The organism is Adlercreutzia faecimuris, from assembly GCF_022669055.1.
In the GTDB taxonomy this organism is placed as follows: domain Bacteria; phylum Actinomycetota; class Coriobacteriia; order Coriobacteriales; family Eggerthellaceae; genus Enterorhabdus; species Enterorhabdus faecimuris.
Window position 1 is genome coordinate 174,393 of record NZ_JAJMLW010000002.1, and the last position, 21,502, is coordinate 195,894.

Below are 21,502 nucleotides of genomic sequence, written 5' to 3' on the forward strand. Positions count from 1 at the left end.
GCCCGGCGCCGTGCGCCCCGCCCCCTTCCCAAGGCAGGCACGCGACAGCAAGAGAAGGATGGGACGAACGGTGGGCAACAGCTACAAGGAGACGATGAACCTCCCGCAGACCGACTTCGCCATGCGGGGCAACCTCCCCCAGAAGGAGCCGGATCGCCTGGCGCGGTGGCAGGAGATGGACCTGTACCACCAGGTGCTCGAGAAGAACCGCGACGGCAGGCCGTTCGTGCTGCATGACGGCCCCCCCTACGCCAACGGCCCCATCCACATCGGGCATGCCTTCAACAAGATCCTCAAGGACTTCGTGGTCAAGAGCCACGCCCAGCGCGGCTTCTTCACCCCCTACGTCCCCGGCTGGGACTGCCACGGCCAGCCCATCGAGCATATGGTGGAGGTGACGCTCGGCAAGGAGAAGATGGCCGAGATCGACCAGCCCACCCTGCGCCGGCTCTGCCGCGAGTGGGCCGAGCGCTACGTCGGCGTGCAGCGCGAGGGCTTCAAGCGCCTGGGCGTCAACGCCGAGTGGGACAACCCCTACCTCACCTTCACCCCCGACTACGAGGCCGGCAACGTCGAGCTGTTCCGCGACATGTACCTGCGCGGCTCCATCTACCGCGGCCGCAAGCCCATCCACTGGTGCAAGCGGTGCCACACCGCGCTCGCCGAGGCCGAGATCGAGTACGGCGACGAGGTGTCGCCCTCCATCTTCGTGAAGTTCAGGCTCGACCTCATGCCGGGCGTCTTCGAGGCCGCCGGCGCCGAGGGCGACGCCTACGTGCTCATCTGGACCACCACCCCCTGGACGCTGCCGGCCAACACGGCCGTGTCGCTGGCCCCCGACGCCGACTACGTGATGGTGCGCGTGGACGGCGACAACCTGCTCATGGCGCGCGACCTGGTGGAGTCGGTGGCCGAGGTGGCCGGCTGGGACGGCTGGGAGCTCGTCGCGGGCGACGACGGCGAGCCGGTCACGCTCAAGGGCAAGCAGCTCTACGGCCTCACCTACACCTGCCCCATCCGCCAGGACCTCAAGGGCACCGTCATCTACGGCGACCACGTCACGCTCGACACCGGCACCGGCGCCGTGCACACGGCCCCCGGCCACGGCCAGGACGACTACCTCGTGGCGCTCGAGTTCGACATCCCGCTGCTCATGCCCGTGGACGACGACGGCCGCCTCACCGACGAGGCGGGCCGCTTCGCCGGGCTCGACACCGACGAGGCCAACCCGGTCATCATCGACTGGCTGCGCGAGCAGGGCACGCTCGTGGCCGAGAAGAAGATCAGCCACTCCTACCCGCACTGCTGGCGCTGCCACCAGCCGGTCATCTTCCGCGCCACCGACCAGTGGTTCGTGTCGATGGACGAGAACGCCCTGCGCGAGGACGCCCTGCGCGCCATCACGTCGGAGGTGCGCTTCGTGCCCGACTGGGCGAAGAACCGCATCGGGTCCATGGTGGCCGACCGCCCCGACTGGTGCATCTCGCGCCAGCGCTCCTGGGGCGTGCCCATCCCCGTGTTCAAGTGCGCCAAGTGCGGCTCCACCGTAGCCGACGAGGACACCTTCGACGCCGTCATCCGGCTGTTCGAGGAGGAGGGCGCCGACGCCTGGTTCACCCGCGAGCCGTCCGAGTACCTGCCCCGCACCACGCGCTGCCCGAAGTGCGGCGGGACTGAGCTCGTGCCCGAGAAGGACATCCTCGACGTGTGGTGGGAATCGGGCGTGTCGCACACGAGCGTGCTCAAGCACCGCGCCGGCGAGGGCCTGCGCTTCCCGGCCGACCTGTACCTGGAGGGCTCCGACCAGCACCGCGGCTGGTTCCAGAGCTCGCTGCTCACCTCGGTGGGCGCCTACGGCGTGCCGCCCTACAAGTCGGTCATGCACTGCGGCTTCACCGTCGACGAGGAGGGGCGCAAGATGTCCAAGTCCCTCGGCAACGGCGTGGACCCAGCCGAGGTCATGGACAAGTTCGGCGCCGACGTGCTGCGCCTGTGGGTGTCGTCGGTGGACTACTCCCAGGACGTGTCCATCTCCGACGGCATCCTGAAGCAGGTGTCGGACGCCTACCGCCGCTTCCGCAACACCTTCCGCTTCCTGCTGGGCAACCTGGACGACTTCTCCAACGACGACGCGGTGACCGACTGGGACGCGCTCGAGCCCATCGACCAGTGGCAGCTGGTGCGCACCGTGCGCCTGCTCGCCGAGGTGGAGGCCGCCTACGAGGCCCTGCGCTTCAACGCCGTGTACCGCGCGCTCTACGAGTACGTCAACGAGCTGTCGGCCGTGTACATGGACGTGACGAAGGACCGCCTGTACTCCGAGGCGCCCGCCTCCCCGCGCCGGCGCGCCGTGCAGACGGTGCTCATGGACATCCTGGAGGTGCTCGTCCGCGTGATGGCGCCCATCCTGTCGTTCACCGTGGACGAGGTGTGGGACCACTACCCGCCGGCCCTGCGCGGCGAGGAGGGCCGCCCGGCCTCCGTCCAGCTGGCCGGCTGGCCCGTGCGCTCCGACTTCGCGCCGGCGCTGCCGGCCGACGCCGAGGCCCAGGTGGCCGCGTTCGGCGAGATGATGGCCGTGCGCGACGTGGTGACCAAGGCGCTCGAGGACGCGCGCACCGCCAAGGTGATCGGCAAGAGCCAGGAGGCCGCCGTCACCGTCGTGGCGCCCGCCGCCCTGGTCGAGGTCGCCCGCGGGTTCGACCCGGCCGTGTTCGAGGAGCTGTTCATCGTGGCGTCGGCGGCCTTCGAGGAGGGCGACGGCGAGGAGGCGACCGCGCGCGTGGCCGTGGCCGAGGGCGAGAAGTGCCCGCGCTGCTGGAACATCCGCGCGCTCGGCGGCGACCCCGCGCACCCGGACGTGTGCGCGCGCTGCGCGGAGGCCCTGGACGCCATCGGGTACGAGGGGTAGGCGCCCGTGGCCGACGCAGGCGAGAGGCCCGTGGGCGGCGCGCCCGCCCCGGGCGCCGGCGGCGAGCGCCCGGGGCGGGCGCTCGCGCGCAACGCCGTCGTCCTCACGGCGGTGGGGACCCTGTGGATCGCGCTCGACCTGGCCACGAAGGCGTGGTTCAACCAGTTCCCGCCCGGCACCGTGGTGGGCGGGCCCCTCCTCGGCCTCGTCCGCCTCCGCGTCGTGCACAACACCGGCGGCGCGTGGGGGGTGCTCGACGGCGCCACCGTCCTTCTGGGCATCCTCGCCGTCATCGTGTGCTCGGCGCTGCTCGTCTACGTGCTCGTCTTCGCGCGGCGCGCGACGCTCGCCGAGGTGATCGGGGCGACGCTCGTGTTCGCCGGCGGCGTCGGCAACGCCGTCGACCGCTTCACGCTGGGCTACGTGGTGGACTTCATCGACCCGGTGTTCATCGACTTCCCGACGTTCAACATCGCCGACATCGGCGTGACCTGCGGGTTCGTCATCTTCATCGTCGCTCTGGCCCGCCGTTGGCGCCGCGAGGAGCGCGCCCAGGCCGCCGCGGCCGGCGACGGCGCGGGGAGGTCCTAGCCATGGCCCGGTCGCTCTGCCACATCGTCGGCGCCGCCGACGCGGGCAGCCGCCTGGACGCGCTCTGCGCCGCGCGCGGGCTCTACGCCAGCCGCTCGGCGGCGGCGCGTGCCATCGAGGAGGGGCGCGTCTTCGTGAACGGCGCGACGGCGACGAAGCGCCACGCCGTGGCCGCGGGCGACACCGTGGTCTACGAGGCCGACGAGGAGCAGGCGCCCCCCGTCGTCTACGGCGAGCCCATCGACTTGGACATCCGCTTCGAGGACGGCGACATGATCGTGCTGTCCAAGCAGGTGGGGCTCGTGTGCCACCCGTCGGCCGACCACGCCCACGGCACCCTCGTCAACGCGCTCATCTGGCACTGCGGCGAGGAGAACCTCTGCAACGTTCAGGGCGAGGACGACCGCCTGGGCATCGTGCACCGGCTCGACCGCGACACGAGCGGCCTCATGCTGGCCGCCAAGTCCGACGAGGCGGGGCGCCGGCTCATGGAGGACATCCAGTCGCGCATGATCGACCGGCGCTACCTGGCCCTCGTCCACGGGATCATGGCCCACGACACCGGCATGATCGACGCGCCCATCGCGCGCTCTGCCAGCGAGCGCACCCGCATGGCCGTGCGCGACGTGCCGAGCGCCCGGGAGGCCATCACCACCTTCCGCGTGCTCGAGCGCTTCGAGGCCGGCCCCCACGACGACGGCTACTCGCTCATCGAGTGCAAGCTGTTCACCGGGCGCACCCACCAGATACGCGTGCACATGCAGTACACGCGCCACCCCATCGTGGGCGACCCGTGCTACACGGCCAACGGGCCCAAGGACGCCCGCGCCCAGCTGGGGCTCGAGCGGCAGTTCCTCCACTCCTATCGCCTGTCCCTCGAGCACCCCATGACCGGCGAGGTGCTCTCGTTCGCCGACAACCTGCCGCGCGATTTGCGCGGGGCGCTCGAGGCGCTCGCGCCGCGCAGCCGCGGCGTGACCGAGGCCGGCCGCGAGGTAGCCGAGGTCCTGGCCGCGTCGCCCGTGCCGAGCGTGGAGGGAGACGTCCATGGGGCTGCGTAGGAAGGCATCGCCCGTCCCCGGGCGCGTGGGCGTGCTGCTGGTGAACACGGGCACCCCCGACGAGCCCACGCCGCGGGCGGTGGCGCGCTACCTCGCGCGCTTCCTGATGGACCGCCGCATCCGCCCCATGAACCGGGTGGGCTGGTGGCTCATCCTGCACGTGGGGATCATCCCGCGCCGCAAGCGCGCCTCGGCCGAGAAGTACGCGGCCATCTGGACGGAGGAGGGGTCCCCGCTCGCGGTGACCCAGGCCCGGCTGGCCCGCGGGCTCGACGGCTGGTACCGCGAGGCCGGCGCCGACGTGGTGGTGCGCCAGGCCATGAGCTACGGCGCGCCCTCCATCGCGAGCGCCCTGCGCGAGCTGCGCGAGGCCGGCTGCGCGCGGCTGGTGGCCCTGCCGCTCTACCCCCAGGCCGCCTTCTCGACCACGGGCGCCGCGGGCGACGGCGTGGCGCGGGCCCTGCGCCGGCTGCGCTGGGACGTGCCCTGCCAGGTGGTGCCGGACTACCACGACGACGCCCTCTACGTGCGGGCGCTGGCGGCCGCCATCCGCAACGCCGGCTTCGACCCGTCGCCGGACGCCGGCGATAGGCTGCTGTTCTCGTTCCACTCCATCCCGCTTGCCGACATCGAGGCCGGCGACGTCTACGAGCTGCAGGCCGGCGCCACGGCGCTCGCGGTGGCCGGCGAGCTGGGCATCGATCGGCGCCGCTGGACCATCGGCTACCAGTGCCGCTTCGACAAGGGGCGCGCGTGGCTGGCGCCCTTCACGAGCGCGACGCTGGCCACCTGGGCCCACGCCGCGCCCGAGCCGCGCACCTTCGTCGTGTGCCCCGGGTTCTCCATCGACTGCCTCGAGACGCTCTACGACGTGAAGTGCGAGCTGCGCCCCGCCTACCTGGAGTCCGGCGGGCGGCGCCTGGCCTACGTCCCGTGCCTCAACGCCACCCGGGCGCACCTGCGGGTGCTCGCCCACGTGCTCGCGCCCTACGTGGGCGCGCCCGATTCCCCGACCGAGAGGAGCCCTCATGAGCGCTGACGCGAGCGCGCCCACGGTGCTGGTGGGCGTCACCGGCTGCATCGCCGCCTACAAGGCCTGCGAGGTGGTGCGCGGCCTGCAGAGGGCCGGCTGCCGCGTGAAGGTGGTCATGACCGAGCACGCCACGCGCTTCGTCGACCCGGTGACCTTCCGCGCGCTCACCCACGAGAAGGCGGCGGTCGGCCTGTTCGACGACCCGTCCGACCCCATCCACCACATCTCGCTGGCCGAGGAGTGCGACCTCATGCTCATCGCGCCGTGCACGGCCAACGTGGCGGCGAAGCTCGCCTGCGGCATCGCCGACGACCTGCTGACCACGACGGCGCTCGCGTGCCCGGCGCCGGTGATGGTGTGCCCGGCCATGAACGTGCACATGTACGAGGCGCCCGCCACCCAGGACAACCTGGAGGCGCTGCGCCGCCGCGGCGTGGTGGTGATGGAGGCCGACGCGGGCTACCAGGCCTGCGGGGACGTGGGGCGCGGGCGGCTGCCCGAGCCGGACGCCATCGTCGAGCGGGCGCTCCGGGTGCTGGCCGCGCCGCCCCTGCGCCCGGCCGCGGCCATCCGCCCGGCGGGCGACGACGAGGCGACGGCGTCGTTTCCGCCGGTGCCCGAGCAGGACATGGCGGGGCTCGAGGTGCTGGTGACGGCGGGGCCCACGGTGGAGCCCATCGATGCGGTGCGCTTCATCTCCAACTACTCGAGCGGCAAGATGGGCTACGCGCTCGCCGCCGACGCCGCGGCGCGCGGGGCGGCCGTGACCCTCGTGTCGGGGCCGGTGGCGCTCGAGCCGCCCGCGCGGGTGCGCGTGGTGCCGGTCAAGACGGCGCGCGAGATGCTCGCCGCCGCCGAGGAGGCCGCCCCCCGGGCCGCCATCGCCGTGTTCTCCGCCGCCGTGGCCGACTACCGGCCGGCGCGCCCGGCCGACCGCAAGCTCAAGAAGGGTGTCGACGACGCGGCGCTCGCCGCCGTCGAGCTCACGCCCAACCCCGACATCCTGGCGACCGTCGGCGCGGCCAAGCGTCCCGGCCAGGTGGTGGTGGGCTTCGCCGCTGAGACCGACGACGTGGCGGCCAACGCGCGGGCGAAGCTCGCGTCCAAGCACGCCGACATGATCGTCGCTAACCAGGTGGGGGAGGGCCGCGCCTTCGGTACCGACGACGACCAGGTCGTCCTCGTCACCGCCGCCGGCGACGAGGAGCTGCCCCTCATGCCCAAGCGCGAGCTCGCCCATGCCATCTGGACCCGCGCCCTGGAGATGCGCTAGCCATGGCCGAGGGGGCTGCGAGGAGTAAGGAGGAGGCGACCCCCGAGGCGCCCGCGTCGCCCTTCGGCGAGGTGAGCGCCGCCACCCGCAAGTGCATGCAGGGCAACAAGCGCCGCGACACCACGCCCGAGCTCAAGGTGCGCCGCATGCTGCGCGACCTGGGCTTCCCGGGCTACCGGCTCGACTGGAAGAAGGCGCCCGGGCACCCGGACATCGCGTACCCCGGCCGCAAGATCGCCCTGTTCATCCACGGATGTTACTGGCATCATTGCCCCACCTGCAACCTGCCGATCCCCAAGAAGAACCCGGAGTACTGGGAGGAGAAGTTCCGCCGTAACCGGGAGCGCGACGAGCGCACCCGCGCGGCGCTCGAGGCCGACGGCTGGAAGGTGCACGTCATCTGGGAGCACCAGCTCAAGAAGTCCGAGCTGGCCGCCACCGAGCGCTACCTCTACGAGATCGTCCGCTGGGACCACGACGAGGACGACGGCCCCGCCGAGGATCCGCGCACCTACGACGAGGGCGCGGTCGGCGAGGGTGCGGGCGCCGCAGACGCGAACGCGGGCGCGGGCGCCTGAGGCGGCTACCCGATCGGCGAGCCCTCGGCTTCCACGGCCTTCTCGACGGGGGCGTCCAGGAGGTCGCGGGCGCGCCCGGCCGGCTTCGCCGCGAGCCAGCCGATGACGCCGCCGGCCACGGCGAAGGGCAGCCAGCTGAACCCGAACTCGTAGAGCGGCAGGGCCGTGACGAACGGCGCCAGGCCGAAGCTGTCGTGGGCCACGATCACCAGGCTCGCCAGGAGCGCGCCCAGGGCCGCGCCCTTGTAGGCCCAGGTGGTGTGGATGCGGCGCAGGAACAGGATGAGCACCACCGTCGTCATGAACGGCGGGCACACCACCGACAGGATCGGCGTCGCCAGCGCGATGATGGCCTCGAGCCCGAGGTTGCAGATGAGCAGCCCGCAGCCGATGACGATGAGCACGCCGGCGCGGTAGGGGAGCCGCCCGCGGGTCACGCGCTCGAAGTAGGCGGCCGTGGCGCCCGTCAGCCCGATGGCGGTGGTCAGGCACGCGAGCCCCACCACCACGCCGAGCACCACCACGCCCGCCTCGCCCATGAGGTGCTTGGTGATCTCCACGATGAGCTGGGCCTGGTTGAGCTCGGGCCCGAAGGAGAGCCCCGTCATGGCGCCCAGGTAGGTGAGTCCCCCGTAGATGAGGGCCAGAAGCACGCCGGCCACGCAGCTGGCGAGCGCCATCACCTTCATCTGGGAGCGGCGGGCCGTGTAGCCGTCGGCGCGGATGGCGTCCTGGACGACGATGGCGAAGCCCACGCAGGCGATGATGTCCATGGCCTGGTAGCCGGCGAGGATGCCGTCCTGGGCGACGTGGACCGATCGCGGCGCGCCGATGTCGCCGATGGGGCTCACGATGCCGGCCACCACCAGCACGATGATGCCGAGCACGAGCAGCGGCGTGAGCACCTTGCCGATGATGCCCACCACCCGCGACTGGCGGAAGGTGAGCGCGAGCACGAGCGCGAAGAACAGGACGGAGAACAGCGCGAGGCCCATCCCGTCGCCGAACAGGGGCATCACCGCCATCTCGTAGGTGGTGGCGGCGGTGCGCGGCGTGGCGATGAGCACGCCGGTGCACAGGATGGCGGCCGTGTTCATGATGAGCCCTGGCACGCGCCCGAGCGTCCCCTCTATGGCGGCGTTGGCCCCGCCCGCGGCGTTGAGGGCGAAGATGCCCACGCAGGAGAGCACCACGTCGACGAAGATGAAGCACGCGAACCCGACGAGCCACTCGCTGCCGCTGGTCATGCCCAGGTAGGGCGGGAATATGAGGTTGCCCGCGCCGAAGAACATGGCGAACAGGGCAAGCCCCGTGACCAGCGCGTCTTTTCTCACCGTGCGTCCTCCTCGTGTCGGCCTATGGGGCGATTATCCCCGCGTCCCCGTTCGGGCGAAACTGCCCGCGCCCACCGGTAGCCCAATCGAAAGCGCCCCGTAAACGTCGGCCGCGCCCTGCGCCGGGGGGCGGCCGACGCGGCTGCCGGGCAGCGCGGCGGGCACGCAGGGGAAGCATGATACCCGTTGCGGGCCGGATGGGTGTCCTGCGCGCCGGTTCTCCAGAAAAGAAAGAGGGGCGCCCGCGGGGGAGAGGCGATCGTCCGGGCGGGAAAACCGCGGTTTTCCCGCCCGCTCCGCGATCCGCCGCGCTCGGCCGGCGGCGGGGGCGGCGCTTCGCCCCTGTGCCATCCAGACGCAGAACCACTTCTGATCCGCGGGGTCGTCGGCTTCTGGAAAAATCTTCTTGAAATGCCGTTGAAGTAACGCTAAGATAAGCAAGCTGTCTGATCGGGGCGTGGCCCCGGGAAGACGCGCAACGGGTTGTGGCGCAGTTTGGTAGCGCACTTGACTGGGGGTCAAGGGGTCGCAGGTTCAAATCCTGTCAACCCGACCAGCTTCTTCGGGGAGCCGGCGGCGAGAGCCGCCGGCTCCCCTTGCTTTTGCGGCGCCGGACGCCCGCCCGCGCGGTGCCCTATAATAGGGGGATGACCGGAAGGGAGGTGCGGGATGCTCTACCAGCTGATGAACAAGGACGTCGTGGTGGCGACCTACGAGGAGCAGGTGCAGCTCGGCCTGTACGTGTACGCGGAGGTCGAGCGGTCGGACGCCTACTTCCCCTACGGCTTCGTCAACATCAACGACTGGATCGACGGCCGCCAGATCGCGAAGCACCGCGTGTCCATCGAGCGGCTCATGCGCGAGCTCGGGCTGACGACGCGCCACGACTTCATCGCCATGGCCCGCTGCCTGTCGCTCACCGACACCTTCTGGATGAGGAGGGCCGACGAGGACATCGCCTGGGACGACGTGTCGTTGTACCGCAACCCCTTCGACGACGTGATCGCGCGGATCGCCTTCGACGGCACGGGCAGGTACGGCCGCCAGAACTCGCCGACCTCCCCCGAGTACGCCACCTCCGGCTCGTTCGCCAAGTGCTGGGTGCGCGAGGGCGACCAGATCTCGCTCCTGAAGCGGGGGAGCACCGGGTACGCCAACGCGGGGTTCGAGCCCTACTCGGAGGCTTTGGCCTCCCAGATCCTGGATGCGGCCGGCGTCGAGCACGTCCCCTACGAGGTGGTGACGTACCACGGCTCGCTCGCGAGCAAGTGCCCGCTGTTCACGTCCGAGCAGGTGGGGTTCGTCTCGGCCCACCGCTTCTTCGACGGGCCCTTCGACGTGCCGGACATGCTCGCGTTCTGCCGCGAGCACGGCGGGGAGGAGCGCTTCCGCGAGATGGTGGCCATGGACGCCGTCACGGCCAACGTCGACCGCCACGCGGGCAACTACGGCTTCCTCGTGGACAACGACACCGGCGAGGTGCTCGGCCAGGCGCCGCTCTTCGACCAGAACATGGCCTGCCTGCCCATGATGATGGAGCAGGACGACTTCGACACCTACCTCAGCATGATCGGTCCGAAGATCGGCGACGACTTCGTCCGCATGGCCCGCGCGCTCATCACCTCGGACATCCGCGCCAAGCTGATCGCGCTCAAGGACTTCTCCTACGACGACCCGGGCCTGGGCTACCCCGCCTGGAAGCTCGACGCGGCCAACCGCCTGAAGGACCGCATGATCGCCGACATCCTGGCCTAGCCGCCCGATGAGACGCGGATCCCTCGCGCCGCTTTTGGCGGTGCTCTACGGCAGCGGCTTTCTGGCCGGGTTCAACGAGAACCTGGTGAACATGGCCCTCGTGCCCATCATGGAGGCCTACGGCGTCGGGTCGGTCACGGCCCAGTGGCTCGTCACCGGCTACATGATCGCGGTCACCGTGGTGGTGGCCTGCATGGCCTTCCTCTACCGCCGCTTCGCCGTGCGCCGGCTGTTCCTGGCCGCGGCGGCCCTGAGCCTGGCCGGCTCGCTCGGCGGCCTCGTCGCGCCGGGGTTCTGGGCGCTCGTGGCCGCCCGGCTCGTGCAGGCCGTGGGCACCGGCATCTTCATCCCGCTGATGATGAACGTGATCGTGGCGCGCCTGCCGCGCGAGTCGTTGGGCACCTACCTGGCCGTCGGCAGCTGCATGATCACGCTCGGCCCCGCCTTCGCCCCGGTGGCGACGGGCTTTCTGGTGAGCGGGCTGGGGTGGCGCAGCGTCTTCCTCGTGCCGCTCGCCGGCGCGGCCGTGCTGGCCGCGGCCGGCTGGGCGGTGGTGCGCGAGGGCGGCGGCTCGCGCGAGGTGCGCCTGGACGCCCCCTCGGCGGCGCTCGCGGCCACGGGCCTCACGGCGCTGTCGCTCGGGCTCTCGGAGGTGGCCGCCGCCCCGGCGCGCGGGGCGGTCGCCCTCGCCCTGGCCGCGGCGCTGCTGGCCGGCTTCGTGGCGCGCACGCGCCGCTGCGCGCACCCGCTCGTGAGCCTGGAGCCCCTGGCGAGCCCGGCGTTCTGGCCGGCGGCGGTGCTCGTCGTCGTGGCGATGATGACGTCGTTCTCGCTGAGCGTGATGGTGCCGCTCTACCTGGAGGGCGCCTGCGGGATGGCGGCGTCGGCCGCCGGCGGGCTGCTGCTGGGGCCGGTGCTCGCCAACGCGCTCGCCGCCGTGGCGGGCGGCCGCGCGATGGACCGCCGCGGCGAGTGGCCGCTTCTGCCCGCCGGGTTCGCCGTGGCCGTCGCGGGGCTGGCCGTGACGGCCGCCGGCGCGCTCGCCTTTTCACTCGCGGCGGTCATGGCCGGGGTCTTCCTCGGCTACGCGGGGTCGGGGCTTCTGCTGTCGCCCTCGCAGACGGCCGGGCTGCGCACCCTGCCCGACGACCAGAACCCCCACGGCGTGGCGCTCATGTCCACGGCCGTGCAGCTGGCGGCCTGCATCGGGCCGGCGGCCTACATCGGCGTGATGGCGGCGGTGGAGGCTCGCGCCGCGGCCGCAGGCCCTTTGGCCGGCCCCGGCGCCGAGGCGGCCGGGTTCGCCGCTGCCATGGCCGCCGCCGCGCTCGTGGCGCTCGCCGGCCTGGCCGTCGCCTGGCGCTACGCCCGCCGCATGCGCCGCGCCCGCTAGCCCCGACTCGCGCCTACAGCTCGACCGCGTAGACCCGCCCGGCGCCGTAGAGGCGGCCGAACAGGTACTTCGCGCTCGCGGACTCCTCGCTCACCATCACGCGGCCCTCGAACGACTCGATGCCCTCGGTCATGGGCGGCGCGGCCAGGTCCACGGCGAGGGAGCGGCCGTCCAGGCAGTAGAGCGGCACGTCGAGCCCGCCGTCGGGGAAGGTGCCGTCGCGGGTGAGGCGCGCCCCGTCGTAGGCGTAGAGGTGCGAGGGGGCCAGCCCGAACGACTGCGACAGCACGACGGCGCCGTCCGACACGCACACGCCCTGGATCATCCCGGGGATGGAGAAGGCGGCCGCCGGCTGCACCGAGAACCCGGCGGGGGAGTCGGCGTCGGCGGGGAAGGCGAACATCATCGAGGGGTTCTCGGTGCCGTCGGGCGTCGTCAGGCGCCACGCCTCGGGCGTCTCGTAGTCGCCGGGGTGGTAGAACACGCCCGCGAGCAGGTAGCCGTCCTCGGCGTTCATGAACGAGGGGGAGAACCCGAGGTCGACCTGGCCGAGCACGCCCACCGCCGCGCCGTCGGCCGCCCCGGCGACGGCGGCCTCGTCGAGGACGAGGTAGCCGCCCTCCCGTGCGACCAGGACGCGCCCGCCGGCGCTCGTGACGGCCGAGCCGTGGTCGTCGTAGAGGCCGCCGCCCGGCAGCTCCAGGAAGACGCGGGACACCGCGCCGTCGGGCCCCACCCGGTACAGCGGCGAGGCCGACCCGTCGGCCATGTACCCGCTGAACAGCCACGACCCGCCCACGTCGAGGCGGTCGAGGTCCTGGCAGACGAACCCCTCGCCGATGCCCGGGATGGCCAGGGACGGCTCGGCATGCTCGTAGAAGGGGGCGAAGGCGACGCGGACGACGACGTTGGCGAGGGCGACGACGGCCACGGCCGCGCCGAGGAGGGCGGCCATCACGATGAGGGCGATCCGCGCGGGGCGGCGGGGCGTGGCGGCCATGGCGGCCTCCTTCCGACAGGGGCGTGACGGGGCCAGCGTAGCACCGGGCGCGCCGGCCCTGGCGGGTGCGCCCCAACGGTCAGGGAACCGTGACTTGCCTGCCCGGCGGGGCGCGTCGATAATCAGGAGGGGAGGGACGGCCGCGCACCGCCGCCCCAGCGAACTACCCGGTTGCGTTTTACACCCCATGTGGGGTATTATTCCGCACCGACAGGAAGCCGAGCGAGAGGAGAGGAGGCCGCAACCTATGGGCAACGCCCTGCGCGTGCTTCGGCGCGACGTCCTGCGCCTGCTCAAGGTGCCCCCGGCGCTCGTGGTGGTCGTGGCGCTGCTGGTGCTTCCCTCCATCTACACCTGGTACAACGTCATCGGCTTCTGGAACCCCTACGACAACACGGGCAACCTGCGCGTGTGCGTGGTGAACCAGGATGAGGGCGGCTCCTCCGAGCTCACCGGCGAGCTCCACGTGGGCGACATGATCGTGGACAAGCTGCACGAGAACGACCAGCTCAAGTGGGAGTTCACCGACTACGACGACGCCATGGCCCAGCTGGACGCGGGCGAGGCCTACGCCGCCTTCGTCATCCCGCCCGACTTCACCGCCGACCTCCTGACGCTCACCACCGGCGACTTCACCCAGCCGGCGCTCACCTATTACGTCAACGAGAAGGCGGGCCCGGTGGCGCCGAAGATCACCGACGCGGGCGCCACCACCTTGGACGAGACGATCAACTCCACCTTCGTGTCCACCGTGAGCGACGTGGTGGCCGGCTCGGTGGACGAGGCCTACCTCGAGTCCCAGAACGCCCTGGGCCGCACGCGGGAGGGCGCCGCGGGCAAGCTCGCCGAGGCGTCCGAGGCCGTGGCCGGCGCCCGGGACGCGCTCGCGCAGGTGGGGGATGCCGTGGCCCAGGCGCGTGACCGCGCCGAGGCGGCCCGGGGCGACCTCGCCCGCGCCCGCGAGGGCGTCGAGGCGGCGTCCCGCTCGCTCTCGTCCACATCCGACCTGGCCGCGCGCACCCAGGAGGGCCTGGGCGCCTTCGCCCAGAGCGCCATGCCGGCCGTGGGCCAGGCCCTCACGGCGCTGTCCCAGGGCGCGGCACGGGCCGACGCCGCCGTGTCCGGCCTCAACCAGGCCGTCGCCGGGGCCCAGGGCTCCATCGGCGAGACCATCGGCCAGGGCAGCGCCGCCGTGGGCCGCGCCGAGGCGCTCGCCTCCGAGCTCCACGCCGCCGCGGCCGCCCTGCCCGAGGGCGACCCCGAGCGCGCGGCCCTCGAGGCCGCCGCCTCCGAGCTCGACCAGCGCAACGCCGAGGCGCGCCAGGCCCTCGGGGCCCTGGCCGACCTGAACGGCCAGGCCGGCTCGGTGTCCTCGTCGGCCGCCGAGGCCTCCGCGGCCCTCTCCGCCGCCGTGAGCCAGGCCACCGACGCGGCCGGGGGCTACTCCGACGCCCTCTTCGGCACCACGCTGCCCGCCGTCGAGCAGGCCCTGGGCTCTCTCGCCCGGGCCTCCGCCTCGCTGTCGGCGGCCGTGGCGGGCCAGCGCACCCTCATCGACCAGGCCTCGGCGGCCCTGGGCCAGCTCACCGGCACCCTCGACGCTGCGGCCGACGCCGTGGGCCAGACCGACGGGCTGCTCGCCGGCCTCGAGGGCGAGCTTTCCCTCGTGCGCACCGACGTCATGGCCATCGGCCAGTCCGGCGCCCTCACGCGCCTGTTCGGCGACGAGGGGCTCGACGCCGCCAAGATCGCCGACTTCATGGGCTCGCCCACCGAGCTCGTCACCGAGCAGCTCTACCCGCTCAACGCCTACGGCTCGGCCATGGCGCCCCTGTTCATGAACCTCACCTTCTGGATCGGCGCCTTCATGCTGCTGGTCATCATGAAGCAGGAGGTGGACGGCGAGGGCATCCCCGGGCTGACCATCGCCCAGCGCTACCTGGGCCGCTTCCTGCTGCTGGCCGCCATGGCCGTGCTCCAAGCGGTCATCTGCTGCGCGGGCGTGCTCGCCATCGGGGTGCAGGCGGCCAGCGCCCCGGCGCTGTTCTTCGCCGCGGCCGTCACGTCGCTCTCGTACCTGAGCATCATCTACGCGCTGTCGGTCACCCTCCAGCACATCGGCAAGGGCATCTGCGTCGTGCTCGTGTTCGCCCAGATCCCGGGCGCCACGGGGCTCTACCCCATCGAGATGACCTCGGGCTTCTTCCAGGCCATCTACCCGTTCTTCCCCTTCACCTACGGCATCGGCGCCATGCGCGAGGCCATCTTCGGCTTCTACGGCACCGCCTACGCGGGCGACCTGGCCATGCTCGCGCTGTTCTTCGCCGTGTCCATGGCGCTCGGGCTCATCGTGCGCCCGCTCATGGCCAACGTGAACCTCATGGTGGCCGACCAGGTGCGCGCCGGCGGCCTGTTCAACGGCGAGCGCGTCGAGGTGCCCCGGCGCCCCTACCGCTTCTCGCAGATCGTGCGCGTGCTGTCCGACCGCGACGAGTACCGCGCCAGCCTGGAGGAGCGCTACGCGCGCTTCCGCCGCTGGTACCCGCGGCTCATCCGCGGCGCCGTGGTGGTGGGCGTGGCCGTGCCGGCGGCCCTCGCCGTCGTCTTCGCGCTCACGCCGGCCGAGAAGGTGTGGGTGCTCACCGGCTGGCTCGCCTTCATCGCCGCGCTGTTCGTGTTCCTCGTGGTGGTCGAGAGCCTGCGGTGCAGCTTCGAGCGCCAGCTGAGGCTCGGCTCGCTGCCCGACGAGCGCCTGCTCGAGCTCTACGGCGCGCGTCAGGCCGTCGAGGACGGAGGGGATGAGGGCCGTGGGTAACGTCTGGCACATCCTGCGCGACGACTGCCGGCGGCTGTTCGCCAACGTCGTGTCGGTCATCATCACGGCCGGCCTCGTGGTCATGCCCTCCATCTTCGCCTGGTACAACGTCATCGCCTGCTGGAACGTCTTCGACAACACGGGCAACCTCCAGGTGGCGGTGGCCAACTCCGACGAGGGCTACAAGAGCGACCTGGTGCCCCTGCGGGTGAACGTGGGCGACCAGGTGGTGAGCGCGCTGCGGGCCAACGACCAGATCGACTGGGTCATCACCACCCCCGACGACGCCGTGGACGGCGCGCGGTCGGGGCGCTACTACGCCGCGGTGGTCATCCCCGCCGAGTTCAGCCGCGACATGATGACGTTCTACGCCGACGACTCCGACCACGCCAAGATCGTCTACTACGCCAACGAGAAGAAGAGCGCCATCGCGCCCAAGATCACCGACCGCGGCGCGGACACGGTGTCCTACCAGGTCAACGAGGTGTTCGCCGAGACGCTGTCGGAGGTGGCGCTCGGCGTGGCCGACTCGCTGTCGCGCTTCGCCGAGGAGGAGGGGCTCGACGAGCGGGTGGCCGACCTGTCCGCCCACGTGCGCGCGCTGGCCGACGCGTCCGACCGGGCGGCCGGGGTGCTCGGGCTGTACTCCTCGCTCGCCCAGACGGCGCGCTCGCTCGTGGACGACTCGGCTGACCTGCTTGCCCAGGCCCGCTCGGAGCTGGGCGACGCGGCCGGCCCGGCCGCCGCCGGCGTGGCGGCCGTCCGCCAGGCCGCCGGCGCGCTCTCGTCGTCGGGCGACGGGCTCTCCGAGGCGCTCGCCGCTTCGTCGGCCGCCTTCGGGGCCGCCGCCGGGTCGGTCGACGGGGTGTTCGACGCGATGGCGGGCAGCACCGCGGCCACGGCCTCCCACCTGCGCGACCAGGCCGCGCTGCTCGACGGGCAGATCGCCTCCTACCGCGACCTGGCAGCTCGCCTGGGGGAGCTGGCCGCCCAGGCGCCGGACGACTACCGCGCCGCCCTCGAGCACGCCGCGGAGGGGATGGCCGCCGTGGCCGACCTCACCCAGGCCATGCAGGCCAACCTGCGCTCGGCGGCCGACAAGCTGGAGGCCGGCGACGACGCGGCCCAGGCCGACCGCGAGGCCGCCCGCCAGCGGGCCGCCGAGGCGCGCGACCGCATCGACGCGCTCAAGGCCGACTACGACGAGCACCTGGCGCCCCAGCTCGCCCAGCTGGCCGCCGACGCCTCCTCCCTCGCCGACGGGCTCGAGGGGACGCTCGGGCGCCTCGACGCGGCGGGCGAGGGGCTCACCTCGTCGGCCGGGTCGGCCTCCGGGTCCCTCGACGCGGCCTCGGGCAAGATCGACGAGGCGGCCGCGAGCCTGCGCTCGGCCGCCTCCGAGATGCGCGCCCTGGCCGACGCCGTGGACGCCGCCCTGGCCGCGGGCGACCCCCACGCCCTGGCCGACGTGCTCTCCGCCGACGCCCAGGTGCTGTCCCAGGCGCTCGCCGCGCCGGTGGCGGTGGAGCGGGTGGCGGTGTTCCCGGCCGAGAACTTCGGCTCGGCCATGGCGCCGCTCTACACGACGCTCGCCCTGTTCATCGGCTCGCTCCTCATCCTGGTGGTGGTCAAGCCCACCGTGGGCGCCGCCGAGCGGGCGCGTCTCGACGACCCCAAGCCCCGCCAGCTCTTCCTCGGGCGCTTCGGCGTGATGGCGCTCATCTCGCTGGCGCAGACCACCCTCATGGGGCTCGGCAACCTCTTCTTCCTCCAGGTGCAGGCGGCCCACCCCTGGCTGCTGATGCTGTGCTTCTGGGTGGCGGGCCTCGTGTTCACGTTCCTCATCTACGCGCTCGTGGCCGCCTTCGCCAACCTCGGCAAGGCCGTGGCGGTGCTGCTGCTCATCGTCCAGGTGACCGGCTGCGGCGGCTCGTTCCCCCTCCAGCTCCTCCCCGGGTTCGTCCAGGCGCTGAGCCCGTGGCTGCCGGCCACCCACGTGGTGGGCGCCATGCGCGCGGCCATGATGGGCACCTACGGCGCCGACTACTGGGTGCAGATGGGCGAGCTTCTCCTCTTCGTGCTGCCGGCCGCGCTCATCGGGCTCGTGCTGCGCAAGCCGCTCTCCCGGTTCATGGCCTGGTACGTCGAGCAGGTGGAGTCCTCCAAGCTGGTGGGGTAGGGCCGCGCCCGCCCCCTCTCGCCGCGCCCGCCCGCCGCGCGTCGCGCCCCCGGCTCGTCGCCCGCGGCGCCCCGGCACCCGCCCGCGCCCCGCGCGGGCCCCGCGACCGCTCGCCCCGCCTGGGCTGCCGCCGGCGCGCGGCGGGCGCGGGCCCCTCGTCCCCTCACCGGCCAAAACGCCCCCGCCCCTTGGGCCGCCCCGCCCGCGCGGCGCCTTTTGGTACCCTCCTTGGCAAGGCGGGGGCTCCCGCGCCGGGCGCGGAGAGGGCCCCGGGCGCGCCGTCCCCCGTAAGGCAAACGGGTAGAAGGGGGAACTTCGTGGCATTGCTCGGATTTCTCATCGTTTTCCCGCTCGTGGTGGCCGCGGTGCTCCTCGCCGTGCGCGGCGACGGGGCGCGAAACGTCATCGTGTGCGCCTCGGCGATCATCATCGGCGCGGCCTCGGTGGTGCTGGTCGGGTCCAACCTGGGCACCCAGGGCGTCTTCTTCGAGTTCTCCTCGCTGGCGCTCGACTTCACCTGCACCGGGGTGAGCGTCGTCATCGTGGGCATCATCCTCGCCTTCGCGGTGAAGTACAGGAATCTGTTGGCCGGGGCGCTCGCGCTCGTCCAGCTGGTGGGCGCGCTCGTGCTCGAGTTCGTCTTCGCCCATGAGATCGAGGTGCCGCTCGGGCTCTACTTCGACTCGCTGTCGCTGCTCATGACCTTCATCATCGGCGTCATCGGCAGCGGCATCTGCGTCTACGCGCTCGGCTACATGCGCGACTTCCAGGCCCACGAGCCCGAGGGCGCCAAGGACCGCCGCCCGCTGTTCTTCGCGCTCATGTTCGTGTTCCTGTCGGCCATGTTCGTCATCGTGTTCTCCAACAACATGGAGTGGATGTTCACCGGCTGGGAGGTCACGACGGTCTGCTCGTTCCTCCTCATCGGCTACACGCGCACCGAGGAGGCCATCGCCAATGCCTTCCGCCAGATCATCATGAACCTGGCCGGCGGCATCGGCTTCTTGGTCGCGCTCTACGTGTGCGCCATCCAGCTGGGCACCTTCTCGTTCGTCGAGTTCATCATGCTCGGCGTGGCCGACCCGGCGCTCGTCGCCGTGGCCGTGGTGGCGCTCGCCTTCGCGGGCATCACCAAGGCGGCGCAGATGCCCTTCCAGACGTGGCTCCTGGGCGCCATGGTGGCCCCCACGCCCACGAGCGCGCTGCTCCACTCCTCCACCATGGTGAAGGCGGGCGTGTTTCTGCTCGTGAAGCTGGCCCCCGTCCTGCTCATGAGCCCCGTGCCCTCGATGATGGTCATGCTCGTCGGCGGCATCACGTTCCTTTTGTGCTCGTTCATGGCCATCAGCCAGTCCAACGCCAAGCGCGTGCTGGCCTACTCCACCATCGCCAACCTCGGCCTCATCACGGCCTGCGCCGGCGTCGGCACGCCGGAGGCGGTGTGGGCGGCCGAGTTCCTCATCCTGTTCCACGCCATCGCCAAGAGCCTGCTGTTCCTGTGCGTGGGCACCGCCGAGCACCACATCGGCAGCCGCGACATCGAGTCGATGGACCTGCTCTTCGACCGCATGCCGCGCCTGGCCCGCTTCATGATGCTCGGCATCATGTGCATGTTCATCGCGCCCTTCGGCATGCTCGTGGCCAAGTGGGCCACCCTCGTGTCCTTCGTCGACATGGACCAGGTGGCGCTCGTCATCATCCTGGCCTTCGGCTCGGCCGCCACCTTCATGTTCTGGGCCAAGTGGCTCGGCAAGCTGGCGGGCATCGCCGGCTCGCCCGAGAACGTCGAGGTCACCGTCCACAAGACCGAGTGGGCCGCGCTGCTGCTCATGGCGGTGCTTCTGGTGGTGGCCTGCGTGACGCTGCCGCTCATCTCGACCTACCTGGTCGAGCCCTACGTGACGTCGATCTACGGCATCCTCGGCCAGGACATCTCCACCGACAACCTCTGGATAGCCAGCATCTGCGTGGCCATCGTGGTGGTCGTGCTGTTCGCCGGCATGGGCGGCTCGCCTAAGACGCGCAAGGTCGACGTCTACCTGGCCGGCGTCAGCCGCGGGGCCGACGAGCGCTCCTTCCAGAACGCGCTGTCGGGCACCTCGGTGGCCACGGCCCGCAACTGGTACATGGACGACGTGTTCGGCGAGAAGCGCATCGCGCCGGTGGGCGTCGTGTTCAACTCCGCCATCATGGTCGCGGCCCTCGTCATCGCCGCCGTGGCGCCGACGCTGCTCTAGGAAGGGGCTGAGAAGATGACCATCCTAACCACCCTCATCGGCACCGTCGCCTTCGCCCTCATCGCGCCGGTCGTCGGCTGTTTGCTCGCCGGCCTCGACCGCATCATCAGCGCCCGCATGCAGGGCCGCGTCGGGCCGCCCCTGCTCCAGCCCTACTACGACGTGCGCAAGCTCTTCGAGAAGGAGAGCGTGTCGGTGAACTCCGTTGAGCGCACCTACGTGGGCTGCGCGCTCCTGTTCGCCTGGGTGGCCGGCGGCGTGTTCTTCACCGGCGGCAACCTGCTCATGTGCGTGTTCATCATCACGCTGTCGAGCCTGTTCTTCATCATGGCGGCCTACTCCACCCGCAGCCCCTACGCTGAGGTGGGCGCCGCCCGCGAGACGCTCCAGGTCATGGCCTACGAGCCCATGGTGCTGCTCCTGGCCGTGGGCTTCTACCTGGCGGCCGGCACCTTCGACGTGGGCGACGTGCTCGCGCTCGACGCGCCGGTCATCACCACCATCTGGCTGGTCTTCCTGGGCCTGCTGTTCATCCTGACCATCAAGCTGCGCAAGTCGCCCTTCGACCTGTCGATGTCGCACCACGCCCACCAGGAGATCGTGCGCGGCATGACCACCGAGATGAGCGGGCCGACGCTGGGCCTGGTGGAGATCATGCACTGGTGCGAGAACGTGCTGTTCCTCGGCTGGATCGGGATGTTCTTCGTGTGGGGCAACCCGCTGTCGATCATCCTGGCCGTGGCGGTGGTGCTGGCGGTCTACTTCCTCGAGATCTGGATCGACAACAACTTCGCGCGCGTGAAGTGGCAGCTCATGCTCAAGTCGGCCTGGGCGGTGGCGCTGGCCGCCGGCGGCGTGAACATCGCGTTCCTCGCGTTCCTGTAAGGAGGCACCATGGCTTTCGCATCGAAATCCCCCTGGGTGATCCACTACGACGGCTCGAGCTGCAACGGCTGCGACATCGAGGTCTTAGCGACGCTCTGCCCCGGCTTCGACGGCGAGCGGTTCGGCGTGGTGAACACGGGCAACCCCAAGCACGCCGACATCTTCCTCGTCACCGGGTCGGTCAACGAGCAGAACATCGGCGTCGTCCGCGAGATCTACGACCAGATGGTCGAGCCGAAGGTGGTCGTCGCATGCGGCATCTGCGCCTGCTCCGGCGGCATCTTCCACGACTGCTACAACGTCATCGGCGGGGTGGACAAGGCCATCCCCGTCGACGTGTACGCCCCGGGCTGCGCCGTGCGGCCCGAGGCCCTCATCGACGCCATCGTGAAGGGCGTCGCCGTCCTGGACGAGAAGTCCAAGGCGCTCAAAGAGTCGAAGAAGAGGGGGGAGTAGC

General features: G+C 71.6%; 15 protein-coding genes and 1 tRNA gene. 14 read left to right on the forward strand and 2 right to left on the reverse strand.

Annotated elements, in window-relative coordinates; genetic code table 11:
- Nucleotides 1-70 precede the first annotated feature (70 nt).
- The 6 genes from ileS to LPT13_RS05965 are packed head-to-tail and all read left to right on the forward strand — an operon-like array spanning nucleotide 71 to nucleotide 7,447.
- Entirely contained in the window at nucleotides 71-2,911 is a 2,841-nt protein-coding gene (gene ileS, locus LPT13_RS05940) for an isoleucine--tRNA ligase (protein ID WP_242164571.1), read from the forward strand.
- Between the two features lie 6 nt (nucleotides 2,912-2,917).
- A complete protein-coding gene (gene lspA / locus LPT13_RS05945; protein ID WP_242164573.1) occupies nucleotides 2,918-3,502 on the forward strand; it encodes a signal peptidase II in 585 nt (194 codons plus the stop codon).
- A gap of 2 nt (nucleotides 3,503-3,504) precedes the next feature.
- Nucleotides 3,505-4,563 (forward strand): RluA family pseudouridine synthase, encoded by a 1,059-nt coding sequence (locus LPT13_RS05950; RefSeq protein WP_242164577.1) that lies wholly within the window; start codon nucleotides 3,505-3,507, stop codon nucleotides 4,561-4,563.
- Nucleotides 4,550-5,602 carry a ferrochelatase gene (gene hemH, locus LPT13_RS05955; protein WP_242164579.1) on the forward strand — a complete coding sequence of 351 codons (1,053 nt, stop codon included), beginning with the start codon at nucleotides 4,550-4,552 and terminating at the stop codon, nucleotides 5,600-5,602. The genes LPT13_RS05950 and hemH overlap by 14 nt, the downstream gene beginning before the upstream one ends.
- A complete protein-coding gene (gene coaBC, locus LPT13_RS05960) occupies nucleotides 5,592-6,869 on the forward strand; it encodes a bifunctional phosphopantothenoylcysteine decarboxylase/phosphopantothenate--cysteine ligase CoaBC (protein ID WP_242164581.1) in 1,278 nt (425 codons plus the stop codon). Before hemH ends, coaBC begins: the two co-directional genes overlap by 11 nt.
- A gap of 2 nt (nucleotides 6,870-6,871) precedes the next feature.
- A complete protein-coding gene (locus LPT13_RS05965; protein ID WP_242164583.1) occupies nucleotides 6,872-7,447 on the forward strand; it encodes a very short patch repair endonuclease in 576 nt (191 codons plus the stop codon).
- A 5-nt stretch (nucleotides 7,448-7,452) separates the two neighbouring features.
- Here the strand turns inward: LPT13_RS05965 and brnQ are convergent, their stop codons facing one another.
- Nucleotides 7,453-8,781, reverse strand: coding sequence for a branched-chain amino acid transport system II carrier protein (gene brnQ / locus LPT13_RS05970; protein WP_242164585.1), 1,329 nt, complete (start codon nucleotides 8,779-8,781; stop codon nucleotides 7,453-7,455).
- Nucleotides 8,782-9,260: 479 nt separating this feature from the next.
- Here brnQ and LPT13_RS05975 point away from each other — a divergent pair.
- From LPT13_RS05975 to LPT13_RS05985, 3 genes are all read left to right on the forward strand, one after another.
- Nucleotides 9,261-9,337, forward strand: a tRNA-Pro gene (locus LPT13_RS05975).
- A gap of 113 nt (nucleotides 9,338-9,450) precedes the next feature.
- Nucleotides 9,451-10,536 carry a HipA domain-containing protein gene (locus LPT13_RS05980; protein ID WP_242164587.1) on the forward strand — a complete coding sequence of 362 codons (1,086 nt, stop codon included), beginning with the start codon at nucleotides 9,451-9,453 and terminating at the stop codon, nucleotides 10,534-10,536.
- A 7-nt stretch (nucleotides 10,537-10,543) separates the two neighbouring features.
- On the forward strand, nucleotides 10,544-11,929 hold the full coding sequence (locus LPT13_RS05985; protein WP_242164589.1) for an MFS transporter: 1,386 nt from the start codon (nucleotides 10,544-10,546) through the stop codon (nucleotides 11,927-11,929).
- A gap of 13 nt (nucleotides 11,930-11,942) precedes the next feature.
- Here the strand turns inward: LPT13_RS05985 and LPT13_RS05990 are convergent, their stop codons facing one another.
- Nucleotides 11,943-12,929 (reverse strand): hypothetical protein, encoded by a 987-nt coding sequence (locus LPT13_RS05990; protein WP_242164591.1) that lies wholly within the window; start codon nucleotides 12,927-12,929, stop codon nucleotides 11,943-11,945.
- Between the two features lie 247 nt (nucleotides 12,930-13,176).
- On the opposite strand from LPT13_RS05990, the gene LPT13_RS05995 reads away from it, so the two are divergent.
- The 5 genes from LPT13_RS05995 (at nucleotide 13,177) to LPT13_RS06015 (ending at nucleotide 21,501) form a co-directional block, all read left to right on the forward strand.
- A complete protein-coding gene (locus tag LPT13_RS05995; protein ID WP_242164593.1) occupies nucleotides 13,177-15,744 on the forward strand; it encodes a YhgE/Pip domain-containing protein in 2,568 nt (855 codons plus the stop codon).
- The gene (locus LPT13_RS06000; RefSeq protein ID WP_242164595.1) at nucleotides 15,728-17,923 is read left to right on the forward strand and encodes a YhgE/Pip domain-containing protein; all 2,196 of its coding nucleotides are present in this window, start codon (nucleotides 15,728-15,730) and stop codon (nucleotides 17,921-17,923) included. Before LPT13_RS05995 ends, LPT13_RS06000 begins: the two co-directional genes overlap by 17 nt.
- Before the next feature lie 317 nt (nucleotides 17,924-18,240).
- Entirely contained in the window at nucleotides 18,241-20,160 is a 1,920-nt protein-coding gene (locus LPT13_RS06005; RefSeq protein WP_242164597.1) for an NADH-quinone oxidoreductase subunit 5 family protein, read from the forward strand.
- Between the two features lie 15 nt (nucleotides 20,161-20,175).
- On the forward strand, nucleotides 20,176-21,045 hold the full coding sequence (locus LPT13_RS06010) for a respiratory chain complex I subunit 1 family protein (protein ID WP_242164599.1): 870 nt from the start codon (nucleotides 20,176-20,178) through the stop codon (nucleotides 21,043-21,045).
- Between the two features lie 9 nt (nucleotides 21,046-21,054).
- Complete coding sequence (locus LPT13_RS06015) at nucleotides 21,055-21,501, forward strand: NADH-quinone oxidoreductase subunit B family protein (protein ID WP_242164601.1); 447 nt, start codon at nucleotides 21,055-21,057, stop codon at nucleotides 21,499-21,501.
- Nucleotide 21,502 lies beyond the last annotated feature (1 nt).